18 protein-coding genes are annotated in these 21981 nt (G+C 40.6%); 12 read left to right on the forward strand and 6 right to left on the reverse strand.

Translation table 11 applies throughout. The features are described 5' to 3' along the window. The first annotated feature begins 1 nt into the window (after position 1). The 12 genes from BZK24_RS01165 to BZK24_RS01220 all read left to right on the forward strand — a co-directional run bounded on the left by BZK24_RS01165 (position 2) and on the right by BZK24_RS01220 (position 15232). Positions 2 to 988, forward strand: coding sequence for a hypothetical protein (locus tag BZK24_RS01165; RefSeq protein WP_077656316.1), 987 nt, complete (start codon positions 2 to 4; stop codon positions 986 to 988). Next, on the forward strand, positions 985 to 3516 hold the full coding sequence (locus BZK24_RS01170; protein ID WP_077656317.1) for an NADH-quinone oxidoreductase subunit G: 2532 nt from the start codon (positions 985 to 987) through the stop codon (positions 3514 to 3516). Before BZK24_RS01165 ends, BZK24_RS01170 begins: the two co-directional genes overlap by 4 nt. Next, on the forward strand, positions 3513 to 4502 hold the full coding sequence (nuoH, locus tag BZK24_RS01175; protein WP_001277308.1) for an NADH-quinone oxidoreductase subunit NuoH: 990 nt from the start codon (positions 3513 to 3515) through the stop codon (positions 4500 to 4502). Before BZK24_RS01170 ends, nuoH begins: the two co-directional genes overlap by 4 nt. 10 nt (positions 4503 to 4512) lie before the next feature. Continuing rightward, a complete protein-coding gene (gene nuoI, locus BZK24_RS01180) occupies positions 4513 to 5175 on the forward strand; it encodes an NADH-quinone oxidoreductase subunit NuoI (RefSeq protein ID WP_001118579.1) in 663 nt (220 codons plus the stop codon). After that, complete coding sequence (locus BZK24_RS01185; RefSeq protein WP_000464195.1) at positions 5168 to 5716, forward strand: NADH-quinone oxidoreductase subunit J; 549 nt, start codon at positions 5168 to 5170, stop codon at positions 5714 to 5716. Before nuoI ends, BZK24_RS01185 begins: the two co-directional genes overlap by 8 nt. Then, positions 5713 to 6015: an NADH-quinone oxidoreductase subunit NuoK gene (nuoK, locus tag BZK24_RS01190; protein WP_000579759.1), complete on the forward strand. Its 303-nt coding sequence runs from the start codon at positions 5713 to 5715 to the stop codon at positions 6013 to 6015. The genes BZK24_RS01185 and nuoK overlap by 4 nt, the downstream gene beginning before the upstream one ends. A 2-nt stretch (positions 6016 to 6017) precedes the next feature. Beyond that, positions 6018 to 7856 carry an NADH-quinone oxidoreductase subunit L gene (gene nuoL, locus BZK24_RS01195; protein ID WP_077656318.1) on the forward strand — a complete coding sequence of 613 codons (1839 nt, stop codon included), beginning with the start codon at positions 6018 to 6020 and terminating at the stop codon, positions 7854 to 7856. A gap of 3 nt (positions 7857 to 7859) precedes the next feature. Then, positions 7860 to 9398, forward strand: coding sequence for an NADH-quinone oxidoreductase subunit M (locus BZK24_RS01200; RefSeq protein WP_077656319.1), 1539 nt, complete (start codon positions 7860 to 7862; stop codon positions 9396 to 9398). After that, complete coding sequence (nuoN, locus tag BZK24_RS01205; protein ID WP_077656320.1) at positions 9385 to 10857, forward strand: NADH-quinone oxidoreductase subunit NuoN; 1473 nt, start codon at positions 9385 to 9387, stop codon at positions 10855 to 10857. The genes BZK24_RS01200 and nuoN overlap by 14 nt, the downstream gene beginning before the upstream one ends. Further along, a complete protein-coding gene (locus BZK24_RS01210; RefSeq protein ID WP_077656321.1) occupies positions 10847 to 13252 on the forward strand; it encodes a DUF7494 domain-containing protein in 2406 nt (801 codons plus the stop codon). The genes nuoN and BZK24_RS01210 overlap by 11 nt, the downstream gene beginning before the upstream one ends. After that, a complete protein-coding gene (locus BZK24_RS01215; RefSeq protein ID WP_077656322.1) occupies positions 13253 to 14632 on the forward strand; it encodes a phosphomannomutase/phosphoglucomutase in 1380 nt (459 codons plus the stop codon). It abuts the gene before it with no gap. Between the two features lie 180 nt (positions 14633 to 14812). Next, entirely contained in the window at positions 14813 to 15232 is a 420-nt protein-coding gene (locus BZK24_RS01220) for a hypothetical protein (RefSeq protein WP_077656323.1), read from the forward strand. A 158-nt stretch (positions 15233 to 15390) separates the two neighbouring features. Here BZK24_RS01220 and trpA read toward each other — a convergent pair whose 3' ends face one another. The 6 genes from trpA to trpE are packed head-to-tail and all read right to left on the reverse strand — an operon-like array spanning position 15391 to position 21796. Beyond that, entirely contained in the window at positions 15391 to 16179 is a 789-nt protein-coding gene (gene trpA, locus BZK24_RS01225) for a tryptophan synthase subunit alpha (protein ID WP_077656324.1), read from the reverse strand. After that, complete coding sequence (gene trpB, locus BZK24_RS01230) at positions 16176 to 17357, reverse strand: tryptophan synthase subunit beta (RefSeq protein ID WP_001072014.1); 1182 nt, start codon at positions 17355 to 17357, stop codon at positions 16176 to 16178. Before trpB ends, trpA begins: the two co-directional genes overlap by 4 nt. Then, positions 17358 to 18716, reverse strand: coding sequence for a bifunctional indole-3-glycerol-phosphate synthase TrpC/phosphoribosylanthranilate isomerase TrpF (gene trpCF / locus BZK24_RS01235; RefSeq protein ID WP_077656325.1), 1359 nt, complete (start codon positions 18714 to 18716; stop codon positions 17358 to 17360). It lies immediately after the preceding gene. Further along, positions 18709 to 19716, reverse strand: a complete 1008-nt coding sequence (gene trpD, locus BZK24_RS01240; RefSeq protein ID WP_077656326.1) for an anthranilate phosphoribosyltransferase — start codon at positions 19714 to 19716, stop codon at positions 18709 to 18711. The genes trpCF and trpD overlap by 8 nt, the downstream gene beginning before the upstream one ends. Next, positions 19713 to 20297, reverse strand: a complete 585-nt coding sequence (locus tag BZK24_RS01245; protein WP_000688227.1) for an aminodeoxychorismate/anthranilate synthase component II — start codon at positions 20295 to 20297, stop codon at positions 19713 to 19715. Before BZK24_RS01245 ends, trpD begins: the two co-directional genes overlap by 4 nt. After that, a complete protein-coding gene (gene trpE / locus BZK24_RS01250; RefSeq protein WP_077656327.1) occupies positions 20294 to 21796 on the reverse strand; it encodes an anthranilate synthase component I in 1503 nt (500 codons plus the stop codon). The genes BZK24_RS01245 and trpE overlap by 4 nt, the downstream gene beginning before the upstream one ends. Positions 21797 to 21981: the final 185 nt, after the last annotated feature.

Here is a 21981-nt window from a genome sequence, read left to right on the forward strand (position 1 = left end):
TTTGAGCGGCTTTAACCCCTTAAATTCTCCCTTAATCGCAAGCTCTTCAATTAGCTTGAAAGAAGCCTATTATTTAGAAAAATTATCTCTTAAAAAAGGATTTGAAATCCATTACAAGATGACCAAAGATAGCTTAAACCTTTTAGAAAAAAGCGATTTGTTCGTTTTGTTTGGGGGGTTTTCAAACGCTTGTTTGAATGAAAATGAACGATTGATTTTAGGAAGCATTAACCAATCAAAACGCCCCTACGCCTTGTTAAGACCCTTACAAGACACAAGAGACTTGCAAAAAAATTGCCTTTTTGCGTCGTATGAAATCCACACGGAAGCGGCGATTTTGGCTTTGATTTTAAGGGGCATTTTAGAAAAAACTTCCCAATTAAAAGGGCATGTTTTAGAAAAGGTTGATGTGGGGTATTTAAGCTCTGAAGCGAACATGAGCGAAGAAGAATTACAAGAACTTATCGCTCTTATCATTAAAGCGAAAAAAAGGGTGCTTGTTTTAAACAGAGAAATCACTAAGCATGCGGATAGCGCCTTTTTATACACCCTTTTAAGCGAGTTGCAAAATTACCTAGAAATTTTGCATATCCCTTGCAACGATTCAAGCGCAACGACCGCTTTTTATGATTTTAAAGATCAAGAATGGCTGCTAGAAACAGCCTTTAAAGAGGGCATTTTGCCTTTTAAATCGCAACTCCAATCAAAAGATTTAGAGTTTTTAGAGCGAATGGGTGAGGCTAACGGCTCGTTTGTCTATGTTTCTTACAAGAGCCTTGAAACCCCTAGATTATCTTTTTCCAAACAATTTAAGATCGCTAACAAGATTAAGCATTCTAACGCAAAGTTTCAAATTTTAGATAAAACGCTAGAATGCGAGTTAGAAGAAAGCCCCCATTTGAAAGGCTTGATTGCGATTTTAGAAGGGGCGTTTTTTGACGCTTACCCTTATATCCCTATTTTATCCCACTCTCAAGGAATTTCATGATCACAATGAATATCAATGGCAAAACGATTGAATGCCAAGAGGGACAAAGCGTTTTAGAGGCCGCTAGGAGCGCTGGGATCTACATCCCTACCATTTGCTATTTAAGCGGTTGCTCGCCCACAGTCGCATGCAAAATGTGCATGGTTGAAATGGATGGCAAACGGGTTTATAGTTGCAACACGAAAGCCAAAAATAACGCCACCATTCTCACTAACACCCCCACGCTCATGGATGAAAGAAAAAGCATCATGCAAACTTATGATGTCAACCACCCCCTAGAATGTGGCGTGTGCGATAAGAGCGGGGAGTGCGAATTGCAGGACATGACGCATTTAACCGGCGTGGAGCACCAACCTTATGCAGTGGCTGATGATTTTAAAGCACTAGATTCATGGGCAAAAGCCTTGTATGATCCTAATTTATGCATCATGTGCGAAAGGTGCGTAACCACTTGTAAGGACAATGTGGGCGAAAACAACCTTAAAGCCACTAAAGCCGACTTGCACGCTCCGGATAAATTTAAAGACAGCATGTCCAAAGACGCTTTTAGCGTGTGGAGTCGCAAGCAAAAAGGCATTATTTCTTTTGTGGGCAGCGTGCCTTGCTATGATTGCGGGGAATGCATTGCGGTATGCCCTGTGGGCGCTTTGAGCTATAAAGATTTCGCTTACACGGCTAACGCATGGGAACTCAAAAAGATCCATTCTACTTGTTCGCATTGCTCGGCCGGGTGTTTGATTTCTTATGATGTGCGCCATTTTGATACTCTAGGCGAAGAATCTAAGATTTTTAGGGTGCTTAATGATTTTTACCATAACCCTATTTGTGGGGCAGGCCGGTTTGCTTTTGATGTGAGCTCTAGCCCTAAAGGCAGCACCAATCTTAAAGAAGCGCAAAACGCCCTCAAAGAATGCGAAGCGGTGCGAATAGGTGGGGATATTACGAATGAAGAGGCGTTTTTAATAGAGCGTTTAAGAAAAGAGCTTGATTTTAAAATCTACAATCAAGAAGTGTATCATTTCCAGCAATTCTTAAAAGTATTGGGCGAAGTTAAACGCCCCAGCATTGAAGAGATTAAAACTTCCAATTTGGTCGTTACGATAGGATCTTCTATCAAAACAGAAAACCCTTTGGTGCGCTATGCTATTAATAACGCTCTCAAACTCAATAAAGCTTCTTTAATCGCTATGCACCCTATTAAGGATAACGCGTTAGTGAATTTGTGCCGAAGCTCTTTTTGCATCACCCATGAAGTGGGGGCTGAAGAAATCCTTTTAGGCATGCTTTTAAAAATGCTTAACATTGAAAGCGCGGCTCTAAAAAGCTTAGAAGATTCCAAGCAAAGCGTTGTAGATGAAGCGGCTCTTAAAGCCTTAGAAGAAGAGCGAAAAAAAGCTTTAGAACAAGCCGATCAAGGGTGCAGTATTGGAGAAAATAAGGCAGAAAATCAAGAAGAGGATAAAACAGAAGCGACTACCCTAAAAGAAAATCAAGAAGAAAACAAGACAGAGGTTAAAGAAGAAAAAATTGAAGTCCCTACCAAAACCACTTATTTGTTGCTTGAAGAAGCGGGCATCAATTTAGAAACTTATGAAAAAATTCTCGCTCTTTTGCAAAAATCAAATAACACCCTGCTAGTGGTTGGCGAAGAAATTTATAGCCACAAACAAGCCCACAATATCGCTAAAATGTTGCGTTTGTTAGCCCAAAAAAGTGCTGTTAAACTCATTCTTATCCCCCCAAGCGCGAACGCTTTAGGCATCGCTTCTATTTGTCAATTGAGCGAAGAAATTTTTGAACATGAAAAAATCGTAGGCATTCGCGCTCAAGGGGATTTCACTATCAATAGCGACGATAGGGTTTTTGGGAAAGGCACTCTCAGTAAAGTGGATTTTATTTTGCCCAGTCTCAACCAGCTAGAAGGCACGATCACCAATATTGAAGGGCGTGTGTTACCCTTAAAACCGGCTTTGAGGTTTGAGGGCTATGACTTGAGCGATATTGTGCAAGGCTTTGGCTTTGTGGAAGAAAATCTCATAGAATGCACCCACAAACTCCCTACAGAAGCGGGCTTTAAAGCCATAGAATTTGATTGTTTAACCAACTATTTCACTAACGATAGGGTTAATCACAGAGGCTATTTATTAGGAACAAGCCATTTTGAAAAGAGCGCTAAAGAATGCGAAACCACAGAATGCGATCCTATCAAACCCTTAAAAGAAAAAATCGTTTTCAACGCGTATTTAAAATACCCAGAAACACAATTCAATAACGCTACCCATAAAAGCGAGAATTTGCAATTAAAAGCCGGCGTCTATGTGTCTAAAGCTTTCTTAAAAAAATTGGATAAAGAAGTGGGGCAAAACATCACTTTATTTAAAGAAGAAGAGGAATTAACAGGCGTTTTGTATCTTGATGAGAGCTTGGATCAGGAGGTGTTTGTCATTTCGCCTTCTCTTTTGACAAACCATTCTAGCTTTTTTAGAGAGGGTGTGTTTGATAGCGTGGATTTAAAGGAGCAAGCATGAGCGCTTATATCATTGAAACTTTGATTAAAATTTTGATTTTAGTCGCTGTTTTTTCGGCTTTAGGAGGCTTTGCCACTTATATTGAAAGGAAAGTGTTAGCCTATTTCCAACGCCGTTTAGGGCCTTGTTATGTGGGGCCTTTTGGGCTTTTGCAAGTCGCAGCAGACGGCATTAAGCTTTTCACCAAAGAAGACATTATCCCTCAAGGCGCGAATAAATTCATTTTCACGCTAGCGCCCATTATTGCGATGGTGAGCGCGTTTGTGTCCATGGCACCTATCCCCTTTTTCCCTAATTTCACTCTGTTTGGCTATGAGATCAAGCCCCTTATTTCTGACATCAACATTGGCTTTTTGTTTTTCTTAGCCGTGGGTTCAGCAGGGATTTATGCGCCTATTTTAGCCGGGCTTGCCTCCAATAACAAATATTCCTTAATTGGCTCCGCAAGAGCGACGATCCAACTGCTCAGCTTTGAAGTGGTCAGCACCTTAACCATTCTAGCCCCCTTAATGGTGGTAGGATCGCTCTCTTTAGTGGAAATCAATCATTACCAAAGCGGTGGGTTTTTAGACTGGCTTGTGTTTAAGCAGCCTCTAGCGTTTGTTTTGTTTTTGATCGCAAGTTATGCCGAATTGAATCGAACCCCATTTGACTTGTTAGAGCATGAAGCCGAGATCGTGGCGGGGTATTGCACCGAATACAGCGGCTTGAAATGGGGCATGTTCTTTTTAGCGGAATACGCGCATTTATTCGCTTTTTCCTTTGTGATTTCTATTGTGTTTTTTGGCGGGTTTAACGCATGGGGCTTTATCCCTGGAGGCATAGCGATTTTGATTAAAGCGGGCTTTTTTGTCTTTTTATCCATGTGGGTTAGAGCGACTTACCCGCATGTGCGCCCAGACCAACTGATGGATATGTGCTGGAAAATCATGTTGCCTTTAGCGTTATTGAATATTGTGCTAACGGGCATTATCATTTTAATTTAAAGGAGGTTTTATGGCCAAACAAGAATACAAGCAACTTCCTAAACGATCCGAAGTCCATAGTGCGACCGAGCAATTTAAAGACACCATTAAAACGAGCTTGGGTTTGGATCTATTCAAAGGGCTAGGGCTTACGATCAAGGAATTTTTTAGCCCAAGCGTAACCATCCATTACCCTATGGAGCAACTCCCTTTAAGCCCACGCTATCGTGCGGTGCATAATCTGCAACGGCTTTTAGACTCAGGCTCTGAAAGGTGTATAGGTTGTGGGCTGTGCGAAAAGATTTGCACGAGCAATTGCATAAGGATCATCACGCATAAAGGCGAAGACAACCGCAAAAAGATCGATTCTTACACGATCAATTTAGGGCGTTGCATTTATTGCGGGTTGTGTGCGGAAGTTTGCCCAGAATTAGCAATTGTTATGGGGAATCGGTTTGAAAACGCTAGCACCCAACGCTCCCAATACGGCTCTAAAAGCGAGTTCTTAACGAGCGAACAAGACGCTAAAAACTGCTCGCATGCCGAGTTTTTAGGCTTTGGTGCGGTAAGCCCTAATTACAATGAACGCATGCAAGCCACCCCTTTAGATTATGTCCAAGAGCCTTCAAAAGAAGAATCAAAAGAAGAGACTCCAACAAACCCAGAAAGCCATAAGGGAGATGAAAATGTTTGAAACCATTGCCTTTTATTTCTTTGCGATCCTTACTTTAAGCATGGCGTTAGTGGTGATCACCACCACGAATATCCTCTATGCCATTACCGCTCTTGCTAGCAGCATGGTTTTTATCTCTGCTTTTTTCTTTTTGCTAGACGCTGAGTTTTTGGGCGTGGTGCAAATCACGGTGTATGTGGGCGCGGTCATTGTGATGTATGCGTTTGGCATGATGTTTTTCAACTCCGCTGCAGAAGTCATTGAACGCAAGCAAAGCCCTAAAATCTTGTGTGTGCTTTCATTTGGCGTGGCACTGTTGCTCACCTTGATTTTAAGTGCTCCTAGCATTGGCGAAAACCTTTCTAATCAAGTCAATTCTAACGCTATTGATGCACAAATCCCTAACATTAAAGCGATTGGTTATGTGCTTTTTACCAATTACCTCATCCCTTTTGAAGCGGCGGCTTTAATGCTTTTAGTCGCTATGGTTGGAGGCATCGCTACAGGGATTCAAAAAATCCATGGGAAAAATCACACGCAATTTATAAAGGAATCTCTATGATAGGGTTAAACCACTATTTGATTGTTTCAGGGTTGCTCTTTTGCATTGGTTTAGCGGGCATGCTGAAACGCAAAAACATTCTGTTACTCTTTTTTTCTACAGAGATCATGCTCAATGCGATCAATATCGGTTTTGTAGCGATCTCTAAATACACGCACAATTTAGACGGGCAGATGTTCGCGCTCTTTATTATCGCTATTGCCGCTAGTGAGGTGGCTATTGGTTTGGGCTTGGTGATTTTGTGGTTTAAGAAATACAAGAGCTTAGACATTGATTCTTTAAACGCTATGAAGGGTTGAGCATGCAGTATTCTTCTTTGCTGTCAGTGGTGTTGTTTTTGCCTTTAATCGGCACGGTTTATGCGGGGCTGTTTGGGGCTAAAGCTAAAGCGTTGCATGTGGGCGTTTTCAATTCTTTGTGCGTGCTGGTTTCTTTAATTGGCGCAGTAGTTCTTTTCATTCAGGCATGGCATCATCAAAGCTATGAAAAATATTTGTTTGATTGGATCGTGGTAGGGAATTTTAAGGTCGGCTTTTCTCTCATGCTGGATAATGTCAATGCGGTCATGATTGTCGTGGTCACTCTAGTTTCTTTCTTAGTGCATGTGTATTCTATAGGCTATATGGAGCATGATATAGGGTTTAACCGCTATTTTTCCTACCTCAGCGGCTTTGTGTTTTCCATGCTGGTGTTGGTGTTGAGCGATAATTTTTTAGGGCTTTTCATTGGCTGGGAAGGGGTGGGGCTATGTTCTTACTTGCTCATTGGCTTTTGGTATCATAAAACAAGCACGAACAACGCTTCCATTGAAGCCTTTGTGATGAACAGAATCACGGATTTAGGCATGCTCATGGGGATTATTTTGATCTTTTGGAATTTTGGCACCCTCCAGTATAAAGAAGTCTTTAGCATGCTCAATAACGCCGATTATTCCATGCTTTTTTACATTAGCGTGTTCCTTTTCATTGGCGCTATGGGAAAGAGTGCACAATTCCCCATGCACACATGGTTAGCCAACGCTATGGAGGGGCCTACGCCGGTGTCCGCTCTCATCCATGCAGCGACGATGGTAACCGCTGGGGTGTATCTGGTCATTAGAGCCAACCCTTTGTATAGCGCGGTGTTTGAAGTGGGCTATTTTATCGCTTGTTTAGGGGCGTTTGTGGCTCTTTTTGGAGCGAGCATGGCTTTAGTCAATAAGGATTTAAAACGCATTGTGGCTTATTCCACGCTTTCTCAATTAGGCTATATGTTTGTAGCGGCCGGTCTTGGGGCTTATGCGATCGCGCTTTTCCACCTCTTTACGCATGCGTTTTTCAAATCCCTCCTTTTCTTAGGATCAGGGAATGTCATGCATGCGATGGAAGACAATTTGGATATTACTAAAATGGGCGCTTTATACAAGCCTATGAAAATCACAGCGATCTTTATGATTATAGGTTCAGTGGCTTTGTGCGGGATCTACCCCTTTGCGGGCTATTTCTCCAAAGACAAGATTTTAGAAGTGGCTTTTGGGATGCACCACCACATTTTATGGTTTGTGCTTTTGATTGGGGCGATCTTTACCGCTTTTTATAGCTTCAGGCTCATCATGCTGGTGTTTTTTGCGCCCAAACAGCACGAAATCAACCACCCCCATGAAGCCAAAAATTTCATGCTTTTAAGCATGCTGCCCTTAGGGGTTTTAGCGGTCATTGCCGGGTTTTTTGAAGAGCCGTTTTTTCATTTCATCTCTCAAGTGATCCCTAGCGTTGGAGAGTATCTAGTCCCGCTCGCTCTTTTAATCAGTATCACTACCATAGTGGTGTTATTAAGCATCGCCTATGCCATATTTAAATATAAAAATGGTATCACTTCCAAAAAAGAGGGGGGCTTTTTATACAAGCTCTTGCTCAACCAATACTATATCCCGCAACTCTATCAAGGGATTGCAAAAGTTTTTAGCGCCATCGCTTCATTCTTGCACCAGGTCGTGGAATTAAGGATCATTGATACGATAGTGGATACCATAGGAAGAAGCGTTTTTTTTATAGGGCGTGTGTTTAGAATCAGTCAAGATGGGAATTTAACCTCCATGTTGCGCTTCATGGTGGCCGGGGTTTTAATCTTGTTAGCGTTTGTAGCTTTTTTTGGGAGATAAGAAATGCAGTTTTTACATGCGCATCTTTTAAGTGTGGTGATCTTTTTCCCCATGCTGAGCGCGCTATTAGCGTTCTTTATGAGCGATCAAGCGAGCAGGGCGTATGCGATTGTCATCGCTTTGATTGAATTGTTATTAATCTTGTTGTTGTGGCATGGGTTTGATACTCAAGTTACCGGCATGCAGTTTGAAGAAATGAAGGAATTAGTCTATCAAATTGGCGTGAATTACCATGTGGGCATTGATGGCATCACGCTCTTTTTGTTGCTCTTAAACGCTATCGTGGTGTTATTGTCCGTGATTTATGTCAAAGATCATCGTAAAGACTTTGCGATTTGTCTTTTATTGCTAGAGGGGATTTTGATGGGCGTGTTTTCTTCTCTCAATATGATCTTTTTCTACGCTTTTTGGGAAATCTCGCTCTTGCCGGTCTTATACCTCATCGGTCGTTTTGGTCGTAATAACAAAATCTATTCTGGCATGAAGTTTTTCCTCTACACTTTTTTAGCGTCGTTGTGCATGCTTTTAGGCATTTTATACATCGGGTATGACTACGCCAATAATTACGGCATGATGAGTTTTGATGTTTTAGACTGGTATCAATTGAACTTTTCTAGCGGGGTTAAAACCTGGCTCTTTGTGGCTTTCTTAATAGGGATTGCGGTTAAAATCCCGCTCTTTCCCTTACACACATGGCTGCCTTATGCGTATTCTAACGCCCCTACTTTAGGCTCTGTCATGCTTTCAGCCTTGCTTTCTAAAATGGGGACTTACGCCTTATTACGCTTCTTGCTCCCGCTTTTTCCTGAGCTTTCAGAAATTTATTTAACCCCCATAGCCATTGTGGCGCTATGCATGATCATTTATGGAGGTTTTCTAGCCTACGCTCAAAAAGATTTAAAAACCCTCATCGCTTATAGCTCGTTCTCGCACATGGGAGTCGTGGTGCTTGGGGTTTTTTCTTTCAATGTTGAAGGGATTTCAGGGGCGGTGTTTATGATGTTTGCGCATGGTATTATCGTCATGGGATTGTTTTTGCTCGCTGGTATCTTGGAAGAGCGTACTAGTAGTTTAGAAATCGCTCGCTTTGGATCGATCGCTAAAAGCGCTCCTGTTTTTGCAGCCTTTTTTATGATCGTTTTAATGGCGAACGTGGGCATGCCTTTAAGCATTGGCTTTGTGGGAGAGTTTTTAAGCTTATTAGGGTTTTTTGCCACTTACCCTCTTTTGGCTATCATTGCCGGAACAAGCATCATTCTCTCAGCGGTTTACATGCTCACTTCATATAAAGATGTCTTCTTTGGTAATTTGAAAGCCGGGAACAATCAAATCAGCGTGTTTGAAGATTTGAACGCTCGTGAGGTAGGGGTTTTGAGCGTGATTTTAGCTTTGATCTTAATTTTAGGGATTTATCCTAAAATACTTTTAAAACCGATTGAGCAAGGCTCTAAACAGCTTTTAGAGATGATAGAAATCCGCTCGCTCCCTTTTTTAGGTTCATTGGATACTAAGATAAAAGAGGTCTCTTATGTTAATAGATAGTCTCCATATCTCTTTTGATAGCTTTAATTTTGAGAGCGTTTTACCCATGCTGGTGTTGGTGTGTGGGGGGATTTTCACGCTCCTAATCAACGCTTTCACTTCCAGGTTTTCACGCAATTTGAATGTGTTTTTATGCATGCTCTTTTTGGTTTTGGATTTTTTGGTGGTTTTAGGGTTAGAAGAACAAGAAAACGCCTTTTTTGGGTTTTTGAGCTTGGATACTCTCTCGCTCATCTCTCAAAGCATTGTCTTGATTTCAGCCTTTTTGCTCATTTTCTTAGCCCTTTCAAAAGAGCGCTTCAACGAATTTCAAACCGCTGAATTTTATTCCTTATACTTGTTTATTGTTGCTGGCTTTCAGTTCATGGTTTCAAGCAACCATTTATTGTTAATCCTTATTGGGTTAGAAACAGCGTCCTTACCCCTTTGCGTGTTAATGGCGTTGAGCGATAAACACTACGGCTTGGAAGCAGGGATCAAGTATTTCACTATGGGGGCGATGGCGAGCGCGTTTTTTGCTATGGGGGCTATGGCTTTTTACTTGCTCACAGGGAGCTTGAATCTTGAAGTCATTAGCCTATACTTGCACACTGAGGGCGTTACAAACCCCATGCTCTTTGCGATGGGTGCTATTTTTTTGATTGGAGCGATTGGCTTTAAGGTTTCTTTAGTGCCTTTCCATACATGGATGCCTGATGTGTATGAGGGCAATAACCCAGTCTTTGCGAGCTATATTTCCATTGTGCCTAAAATCGCTGGCTTTGTGGTAGCGACTCGCCTTTTTGGGGCGTTTATAGACACTCATACCGCTTGGGTAGAAGACATTTTTTATGTTTTGATCCTTATGACTATCACCATCCCTAATTTCATTGCTTTATGGCAAGAAGATGTCAAAAGGATGCTCGCTTATAGTTCTATTTCGCATTCTGGGTTCGCTTTAGCGTGCGTGTTTATCCACACTGAAGATAGCCAACAAGCGATGTTTGTTTATTGGTTCATGTTCGCCTTCACTTACATTGGGGCTTTTGGCCTTTTATGGCTCTTAAAAAGCCGGGAAAAAACATGGGATGAACGCTACGATCACCCCTATTCTAAATTCAACGGCCTTATCAAAACCCACCCCTTAGTGGCGATCTTGGGCGCTATTTTTGTTTTTGGGCTTGCAGGGATCCCGCCTTTTAGCGTGTTTTGGGGGAAATTTTTAGCCGTTGAAAGCGCGTTAGAGAGCAATCACATTCTTTTAGCGGTGGTGATGTTAGTTAATAGCGCGGTGGCTGCGTTTTATTATTTCCGTTGGCTCGTGGCGATGTTTTTCAATAAGCCCTTACAAAGCTACGCTCAAAACGATATTTACACCCAAAACGCTACCATGCCCATTTATGCGGTCATTATTGCCATGGCGTTAGCGTGCTTGTTCTCTGTTTTTATGATGCGAGGGCTTTTAGAGTTTGTGGCTTAAGTCAAAAATCTTTCTTTTAATGGGCTTGCTCTCCCATTCGCTCAACGCCTTAAGCCTCACGCTCACGCAAGGCAAAGAAGGGGGGGAAGATTTTTCGGTTTTAACCTTACGACACAATAAGGCGTTTTCTTGTTTTTATACCAATGAAAAACCGCCAAGCGGGATTGAAGCCTCTCTATCCATTATACACGCTAAACGCCCCATAGAATGCGTGATAGACTCCATCCCTAAAGAGGGTTTTACCCCTTTAGAAAACGCTTTTTTCAATATCACCTATTCCATGCACCAACAACAATTCATTTTACACATCAAGCCCAAAGTGATGCGAAGACTCACCCTTTTTTCTTTTGATAGGGATTATAAAAAAGCGATCCCCCTTTTTGTGGAAAACGATCCTAAAGCCAAAATGTGGCAAATCATAGGCTATGATCAAAATATCCCTTTTTTGAGCGAAAAAGACAACGCTCAAAAAGGCTTGAATTTCCCCATTGTCATTAAAGACGCTCAAACCCCTATCATTCAAGAACTGGATGTGAATAACAAACCCCTACTCACCACAAAGGGCTATGATTTAAACGCTTATTTAGAGGCTAAAAAACAAATGGATTCGCAAGCCTATTTTGACGCTCTACGCACGATCAGCCGTGCATTTAAAAACTACCCTCAAACGATGTTTAAAAAAGATCTGTATTTGTTAGAAATTATCGCATTAGGCCAATTAGGCATTAAAAAATCCTTACTCATAGATATTGGCACCAAGTGGATTAAAAATTACCCGACTGACCCCAATATCCCTGAAGCGCTATACTATGTCGCCAAAGCTTTAGATGAAAATAATAATTACAAACAAGCCGTGCGCTATTACAAACGCATTCTTTTAGAATACAAAAACTCCCGCTACGCTCCTTTAGCCCAAATGCGTTTAGCCATTGAAGCGGCTAACGCTTCTAATTTGAGCAGCGCTAGCATGCTTTTCAAAGAAGCTTTTTCTAACGCCAAAGACAAAGAGAGCGCGAGTGAAATCGCGCTTAATTGGGCTGAAGCAGAGATAAACTATCAAAACTTTAATAACGCTAAATACCTCATTGATAAGGTGGTTCAATCCAACCCTGATTATATTTCTAAACACAGCGAATCAGCCCTAGACTTGCTCAAGTTATTGAAAAAAAACCAGATGAATGCAAGCGCGATTGAGATCGCTCACTTGCTTCTCAATCAAGATGATGATCTGAAAGCTAAAGAGCAAGCGCTTTATGATTTAGGGGCGTTGTATGCAAGGATCAAGGACTTTAAGAACGCCCACCTTTACAATCTGCAATATTTACAAGACCATGCGGAATTAGATAAAGCTTCTGTCGTTAGGGCGCGCGATGAAAAAGCCCTTTTTTCCATGGAGGGGAACACGCAAGAAAAAATCGCCCATTATGATAAAATCATTCAAAATTTCCCTAATTCTAATGAAGCCCAAAAAGCTTTAGAATTGAAAGCCCAACTCTTGTTTGAAAATAAACGCTATGCTGAAGTGTTAGGCATGCAAAAAAATTTGCCTAAAGATTCTCCTTTGATCCAAAAAACGCTCAATGTCCTTGCTAAAACCCCATTAGAAAATCATCGTTGCGAAGAAGCCTTAAAATACTTATCCCAGATCACCGCCTTTGAATTTACCCCCAAAGAAGAAATCCAAGCCTTTGATTGCTTGTATTTCGCATCGCTCAAAGAAAAAGCGCAAATCATTGCCCTAAACGCTTTAAAAACAGCTAAAACCCCTAGCGAAAAATTGGTATGGCTTTATCGTTTGGGGCGCAATTACTACCGCTTAGGGGATTTTAAAAATTCCACTCTGGCTTCTAAAGACGCTTTAACTCTCGCTCAAAGCTTAAACAAAAAAGAATTTTATGATATTGCTTTTGTTTTATTTTCAGATTACATGCAAAACAATGAAAAAGAATTGGCCCTCAATTTGTATGCGTTTTTAGAAAAGCATTTCAAAGACGATAAACGCATGGCGTTGGTTTATTTTAAATTGCTAGAGAATGAAAAAGATCCTAAAAGCGTCAAAATTTATGCCACAAGCTTGCTCAAACTCCAAGACGCTTACAAGGACTATTCTTACACGCCTTTTAGCGAATTCGCTCTCATTGACGCTTACAGAACCACCAAAGACTATTCAAAAGCGTTAGAAACGCTAGACAAACTCTTAAACCGCAGGCTTTCTTTAGAAGATCACCAAAAAGCCTTATACTTGCAATCTAGCCTACTGGATTTAACCAATCAAAAAGCAAAATCTAGAGCCAGTTTAGAAAAATGCGTTCAGTTAAAACAAAAAGATCAAACAAACGCATGGCAAAATTTATGCGAACAGGGTTTAAATTTATTCAAAAACAAGGAGTCATGAATGGACATTAGCATTTTTAGAGAATACGACATTAGGGGCATTTACCCCACCACTTTAGATGAAAATACGGCTTTTAGTATCGGCGTGGAGTTGGGGAAAATCATGCGAGAATACGATAAAAGCGTGTTTGTAGGGCATGACGCAAGGGTGCATGGGCGCTTTTTGTTTGAAGCTTTGAGCGCGGGGCTGCAATCAAGCGGCTTGAAAGTGTATGATTTAGGGCTAATCCCCACACCGGTAGCGTATTTTGCGGCCTTTAATGGAATCAATGGTATTCAATGCCCTAATTCCATCATGATCACTGGCTCTCACAACCCCAAAGAATACAACGGCTTTAAAATCACGCTCAACCAAAACCCGTTTTATGGCAAGGACATTCAGGCTTTAAAAGACACGCTTTTAAACGCAAAGCATGAAATAAAACCCCTAAAAGAAACACCAGAGAAAGTCAATGCCCTAGAAGCGTATCAGCGCTATTTGATCAAGGACTTTAAGCATTTAAAAAATCTTAAATACAAAATCGCTCTGGATTTTGGCAATGGCGTGGGAGCGTTAGGCTTAGAACCTATTTTAAAGGCTTTGAACATTGATTTTAGCAGCCTTTATAGCGATCCTGATGGGAATTTCCCTAACCACCACCCAGACCCCAGCGAAGCGAAAAACTTAAAAGATTTAGAAAAACACATGCAAGAAAACGCTATTTTAATAGGCTTTGCTTTTGATGGCGATGCGGATAGGATCGCGATGCTAAGCTCTCATCATATTTATGCGGGCGATGAATTAGCGATTTTATTCGCTAAACGCTTGCATGCTCAAGGTATCACCCCCTTTGTGATCGGCGAAGTCAAATGCTCTCAAGTGATGTATAACACGATTAATACCTTTGGCAAGACGCTCATGTATAAAACCGGGCATAGCAATTTAAAAATCAAACTCAAAGAAACCAACGCGCATTTTGCGGCTGAAATGAGCGGGCATATCTTTTTTAAAGAGCGCTATTTTGGCTATGATGACGCTCTTTATGCATGCTTAAGGGCTTTAGAATTATTGCTCGAACAAACCCCAAGCGATTTGGAAAACACCATCAAAAACCTCCCCTATTCCTACACCACGCCTGAAGAAAAAATCGCCGTGAGCGAAGAAGAAAAATTTGAAATCATTCATAACTTACAAAAAGCGCTTAAAAACCCGCCAAGTCATTTCCCTAAAATCAAAGAAATCATCAGCATTGATGGCGTGAGGGTGGTTTTTGAACATGGTTTTGGGCTCATTCGCGCAAGCAACACCACCCCCTATTTAGTCAGCCGCTTTGAAGGCAAGGATGAAACAACAGCGTTAGAATATAAAAGAGCGTTGCTCAATTTATTAGAAAAACTTTAAAATAGAGCTTGGGATAATCTCATTTCATATCCCTTGCTCTTAAAGATATTAGATCAATTAAACAAGTTGCTTTTTAAAACCACATATAAAATCATAAGATCTCAAATTTTTTGCACTCTATTTAAGCTAAGCCTAAGCCTATTATAATGAAAAGTTTTAAATCAATCATAAAGGATTTTTATGAATACAAATAATCATAACAATGAGAAAAAGAACACTATTACTCGTAGGATGAAAATCGCTCACAATAGTCTTCCGGAAACAGACATGAAAGCCCACATGAAACCGAAGTGGCGCAAACTAGCTAACATAAGATCTGAAATGCTTGTAGAAAAGAAAAAACAACTTGAAGAAAGAGGTATTCAACTTGAAATAAAAGAAAAAAGCGAGGCGCAAGAACGAGAATTTTTTACACAAGAACGAGAATCTTTTAAGAGAGAAAAAGAATCTGTTGAAAGAGAAAAGAAACTTATGGAAGAAGAATTTCAAGTTCAAAGAGAACTTCTAAAAATCTATTATGGTTACCCAACACAAAAAAATAAACCTGGAATTAAATATGATGACACAATAGACATAGAACCCGAAGACGAAAAGGACTAAACAATCAATAGTTCTGCGATTTTAGCCGCTATCAACCACACTACAAGGCTACTTTTATATTGTTGTTAGGCTTATGGCGGTATTTTCTACGCTAACGCCATAACGCGCATATAATAAAGATAATTTTTAGTCTTTTGATGCAACAAAGCCTAAAAGTCTTAAAAAATCATTCCTCCTACAAACCCCTTAATTTTTTCTAGCATGGCGTTTTCATTGTTTAAATTTTCTTCTATGATTTTGACTAACGCTGAGCCGCAAATCACGCCATCAGTGCCCATGCCTTTAGCGTTTGTGATGTGTTCTTTTTTAGAAATGCCAAAGCCCAGTAAGGCTGGGGTGGGGCTAAAGGTTTTTAAGGTTTTGATGATCGTGCTTGCATCGTTCTCTAGAGCATGGCTTATCCCTGTAACCCCACTCCTGGCTAAAGTGTAGATATAGCCTTGCGAATGCGTAGCGACTTGTTCTAAATCTTTAACGCTCGCATTAGGGCTAGCGATAAAGATTTGCTTGATTTGGTGTTTTTGAGCGGATTTGATGACCAATTCTTTTTCTATTAGGGGCATGTCCGCTATTAAAACGCTATCCACGCCACATTCTTTAGCTTGAGCGTAAAAACCATCAACGCCATAAGAAAAAATTAAATTCGCATACGCTAAAAGCCCTATGGGAATATCATGGTTGTAACCTCTAATCTTTTTTAAAAGCTGGAAATTTTTAGCCATGCTAGCGTGTTTTAACGCTCTTAAATGGCTCGCTTGTATGGTAACGCCATCCGCCACAGGATCAGAGAAAGCAAGACCCAATTCTAAAGCGCTCACCCCGCTAGCCATTAGGGTTTTAATGATTTCAAAACTCAATTCATAATTAGGATCGCCCAAGGTTACAAACGGGATAAACGCCATTTTTTCTTGTTTTTTTAAGGTTTCAAACATGTTTTGATACCTCATTTTAAACCCCCTTTTAAAGCGTTATAAACGGTGCTTAAATCCTTATCTCCCCGACCGCTTAAATTCACTACGATAATGCTTTCTTGCGTGCATTTTTGAGCGAGCTTTAAGGCATACGCTAAGGCATGCGAACTCTCTAATGCCGGGATAATGCCTTCTTTTTGGCACAACAAGCTGAAGGCTTCTAGCGCTTCGGCATCGCTTGCGCTCTCATAAACCGCACGCCCAATCTCTTTTAAATAGCTGTGTTCTGGACCTACCCCTGGATAATCAAGCCCAGCACTAATGCTGTGGCTTTCTGCAATCTGGCCTTCATCATCTTGTAAAAGATAGGTTTTATTCCCATGCAAAATCCCCACACGCCCCTTATTCAAAGTCGCCCCATGCTTGTTAGTCTCTAGCCCTAAACCGGCTGGCTCTACGCCTATGAGTTTGACCTCTTTATCGTTTAAAAACGCGCTGAATATCCCTATAGCGTTAGACCCCCCTCCAACGCATGCGATCACATAATCAGGCAAGCGGTTTTCTTTTTCTAAAATTTGGCTTTTAACCTCATCGCCTATCATTTTTTGAAAGGTTTTAACCATTGTGGGGTAAGGGTGCGGCCCGGCGGCTGTGCCTAGCAAATAGTGCGTGTTCTTGTAACTGCTCGCCCAATCTCTCAAGGCCTCATTCACGGCGTCTTTAAGCGTCGCACTCCCTGAATTGACTTCTCTCACTTCAGCGCCCAATAAGCGCATTCTAAAAACATTCATTTCCTGGCGCTTGATATCTTTAGATCCCATAAAAATCACGCATTTTAAGTTCAATAACGCGCAAGCGATAGCCGTTGCAACGCCATGCTGCCCAGCACCCGTTTCAGCAATAATCCTTGTTTTACCCATTTTTTTCGCTAAAAGGGCTTGCCCTAAGGCCTGATTAGTCTTATGCGCCCCGCCATGGATTAAATCCTCTCGTTTGAGATAAAGCTTAACTTTAGGGTTAGAAACGATATTTTGACACAAGGTTAAAGGGCTAGGACGGCCCACAAAATCTTTTAAAAGATGGAAATATTCTTTTTGGAATTTTTCATCTTTCAAACACGCATCAAACGCCTGTTCTAACTCTCTTAATGCAGGCACTAACAACTCCGAAACAAAACTCCCTCCAAACTCCCCAAAATACGCTTTTTGATTCATTTAATACTCTCTTAAAATTCGGGCTAAGCGCTTGATTTTATCCTTATTTTTAATCCCGGGGCTTATTTCTAAACCGGAATTGAAATCCAAGCCCAATGCTTTAATTTTCAAGGCTTTTTGAATATTATCCAAATTAAGCCCCCCAGCTAACATGAAAGGCGTTTTGACATTTTCTAAAATACCCCAATCAAAACTCACGCCATTGCCTCCCATTTTATCCCCTTTAGTGTCGTATAAGATTAGAGAGGCCTCTTTAGTTTTAGGCACTAAATCTTTAGCGTTCATCACGCTTATTACTTGCCAGATCGCGCAAGTTTTAGGGAGCGATTTTTTTAATTGAGCGATTTTTTTAGGCGAATAGCCATAAAGCTGCACCGCTTTTAAATCAAGTTTTTGAGCGATTTTTGCGATTTTTTTAATTTTATCTTTCACAAACACGCCCACAAAATCCAATTTTTTAACCGCTTTTGTGATTTTTAGGGCTTTTTTAGGCTTGATGTATCTGGGCGAAGATTTTTCAAAAATCAAGCCCCCATAAATAAAATGGTTTTTATAAACGGCTTTAGCGTCTTTAATCCTTGTAAGCCCGCACACTTTATTTTCGCCTAAAATCAATTTAATACACGCTTTTTTCAAATCCTTTTCTTTCATTAAAGAGCTGCCCACCAAAAAGCCATTCACATAAGGGGCTAGGGCTTTGATTTGCACATGCGAATGAATACCAGACTCGCTCACCACGAGCGCGTCTTTAGGCAAAAAGGGGCGTAATTTGAGCGTGTGAAAAATATCGGTTTTTAAGGTGTGTAAATCCCTGTTATTGATGCCTATAATGTCGTATTGGAGTTTGAGCAAGCGCTCAATTTCTTGCTTGTTGGAAACTTCAGTTAACACGCTCATGTTTAAGGATTTGGCGAGATTGAAAAGCTCTAAATAATTTTTATCATCTAACGCGCTTAACATTAAAAGCACCGCATTAGCCCCCATAACCCTAGCGAGTTTGATTTGAAAAGCATCAATGATAAAATCTTTACACAAAATGGGCTTAGTGGAATGCTGCGAAACGATCTTAATGTTTTCATAAGAGCCTAAAAAATATTTAGAATCAGCTAAAACCGAAATGCAAGAGGCAAATTTTTCATAAGTCTTGGCTATTTTCAACAAGTCAAAATCTTTTCTTATTAAACCTTTAGAGGGCGATGCTTTTTTGCATTCTAAAATAAAGTTGGTTTTTTTTTCTAGTAACGCTTTTTTAAAATCCCTGTCGCTTGGGGTTATGTTTGCGGGCAAGGTGTGGTTTTTTTTGAGCATAGAGACTTCTAGGAGTTTGTCTTTAAGGATGTTTTCTAACACGCTAGGCATGGCTTAACCTTATGATTTTTTGTAAATGCGCATAAGGTGCTTTGGTTTTTAAATGCTCTAAAGTCATGCCCACGCCCTCTTTTAAATCTTTAGCCCTATGGCTCAAATACAACAAACTCGCCACATTCGCCACAACCACCATTGTATGCGAATCCTTGCCTTTATTTTCTAAAATATCTAAGCACGCTTGAGCACTTTCTTTGGCGTTTTTAATCTGCAATTCTTTCAAATCATAGGGGGGTAAATCAAAATCTTTAGCGCTCAAGTCATACTCTAAAATTTCGTTATTTTTCAATTCACATGCATGCGTAATGTCATGCAACACGATTTCATCTGTGCCTCCTCCATTAACCACCATCGCCCTTTTAATGCCCAAAGCCTTTAACGCTAGCACCATGGTCTTACACAAGGATTTGTCATACACGCCTAAAAGCTGGATTTTGGGCCTTAAGGGGTTGATTAAAGGCCCTAAGCAATTAAAAATCGTTTTAGTGAAAAGCTCTTTTCTTAAAGGGGCGGATTTTTTAAAACTTTGATGGTATAAAGGCGCGAATAAAAACCCAAAATGCGTTTGTTTGAAGCAATTCTCTAACTGCGTGGGGTTCATTTCAATATTCACGCCTAAATTTTCTAACAAATCTGCGCTCCCGCTATGGCTGGAAACGCTCCTTGATCCGTGTTTGGCCATAGATAATCCCATAGAGCTGGCAATGAGCGCAGCAATCGTGCTAATATTGATCGTTTTTAACCCATCGCCCCCTGTGCCGCAATTGTCTATTAAATCCAATCCGCTGTTAAAAGGCTTAGGGGCATGCTCTAAAAGCGTGGTTGCAGCAACGCTAATCTCCTTAAAGCTCTCGCCCTTGATTTTTAAAGCACACAAAATGGCCCCAAGTTGCGCTGGGCTTACTTTTTCGTGGATAATGAGAGTGAATAACTTTTTGACTTCTTCATCGTTCAAGTCTTTTTGATGATACAGAGCGTTTAAAATCTCTTTCATGATAACCCTCTTAAAAACCCCACGCTTTGCTCTAATAACGCCCTCCCTTGTAAAGTCATGATGCTTTCAGGGTGGAATTGATAGGCTAAGATTTTATCTTCTTCATTGACAATAGCCATAGGGATATTGTCATGCTCAGCGATCACTTCTAAATTTTTAGGCAACCCGCTCGCCATTAAAGAATGGTAACGCCCCACCACCATGCTTTCCCCTAAACCTTTAAAAACGGCATGCTTTTTGAGCACAATAGTCGTCGCTTTGCCATGCACGATTTCTTTACTCCTTATGATTTTAGCCCCATAGCTTTGCGCTAAAGCTTGTAAGCCTAAACAAATCCCTAAAATGGGGAATTTCTTTTTAGCCATTTCAATGATTTTTAAAAGATTGCCTGAACTATTAGGGTTACCAGGCCCGGGTGAGATGAACAATAAAGGGGTTTTTGATTCTTCATGCATTAAGCCCATGAGATAACTCGGATCAATATCGTTTTGATAAACGGCCACTTCATAACCCAAACACTCTAATTCATACACCAAATTATAAGAGAAAGAATCAAAATTATCTATAAAAAAGATTTTCATAAGCTTGTTTTCCTGATCGCATCAATAAGGGCTTGCGCTTTGGCTCTTGTTTCATTCGCTTCGTTTTGCGGCACGCTGTCTAACACGATACCGGCTCCTGCTTGGATCACTGCCCTATTGTTTTTAACAAAACATGAACGGATAGTGATGCAAGAATCCATAGAACCCTCGCTGTTTAAATACCCCACGCTCCCCCCATAAGAGCCTCTCCTTTGCTTTTCTAATTGGTAAATGAGCCTGATCGCAGAGATTTTAGGCGCTCCGCTGAGCGTGCCGGCGTTCATAAAGCTCCTGTAAGCATGCAAACTATCGCACCCTTTTTTCAATTCCCCCACAACCCTTGAGACTAAATGCATGACATTGGAATATTTATCCACTTTTAAAAGCTTATCGCAATAGCGCTTTTTTGAAACTCTGGCCATGTCGTTTCTGGCTAAATCCACTAGCATGATGTGTTCAGCCCTTTCTTTATAGTCGTGTTGCAAATCAAATTCCATTTTACTATCCAAATCGTAATCAATGTTCCCTTGTTTGTCCTTACCCCTTAAACGAGTGCCAGCAATGGGATAAATTTCAGCCGTATTCGTTAAGGCGTTGTATTTTAAGGCACTCTCAGGGCTTGCCCCAAAAAGAATAAAATCGCTGTCTTTGATATAGAACATATAAGGGCTAGGGTTAGTTAGTTTTAAATGGTAATACGCGCTCAAACCCTCCAAACACTCCATGTAAAAGCTGCGCGACAACACCGCTTGAAAGATCTCGCCTTTTTTGATTTCTTCTTGTAAGGACAGCACCCTTTTTTCAAACTCGCTATCATCACAACTAACGCTAACTTCTGTGCTTTGCTTAGCTTTTTTAGGGATAAAATCGCTTTTAATGTTTTTAGCCAACTCTTTTAAGTTTTGTAATTCCTGGGCTATCTCTGTTTTAAAGCGTTCATCAAAACACGCCCCCAAGATTTCAGCGCTTTTTTCTTTATGATCTATGATGATCAAATTTTGCGCGACATAAAATATAAAGTCATGCACGGTGTTGTCTTGCGCTTTTAAGTGAGGTAAATCTTCAAAAAAATTGAGCATTTCAAAAGAAAAAACGCCCGCGCTTAAAAGCGTAAAGGGGTGTTTGGGTTTTGTTTTAACGCTTTTAAAAAGCCCCCTTAAAGCGTCAAAAGGGCTAGGCTCAAAGAGTTTTAAAAACTCATCTTGCGTTTTTTTATTTTTGGTGTAGGTTAAAATTAGGGCATTGTCTTGTATAGACGTTTTAAAAAACGCGCTCAGTTTTTGCAAAAACGCTCCGCCATTAGGCGTTAAGCTAGTGATGGTTACGATATTGTGGTTGCAAATTAGCTTCAAACAGGCTTTAGCCATTAAAAGGGATTTGGTGTGCGCTTTGCTCTCAATCTCAGCACTTTCAAAAAGCAAGGTGTGTGGTTGCTCTAATTTTTCATAAAGAGCTAGGGGATAGGGAATGTAAGGGGCTTTTTCTATGAGACTGATCATCAATTTCTTTACGCTAAAAATGAACTCGTATTTTACAAGAAATAGATAAATGGGCAATAAATTAATAGCTTTTATAGAGTCTGCAAGGGCTAATCTAACTTAAACTCAAATTGGATTTTTCAAGGATCAATTTATGAGAAAATTAGAAATTTTAATTAGGAATGCGAAAAACCACTTTAATCAGA

The sequence above is a fragment of the Helicobacter pylori genome (genome assembly GCF_001998165.1).
Lineage (GTDB): Bacteria > Campylobacterota > Campylobacteria > Campylobacterales > Helicobacteraceae > Helicobacter > Helicobacter pylori_DL.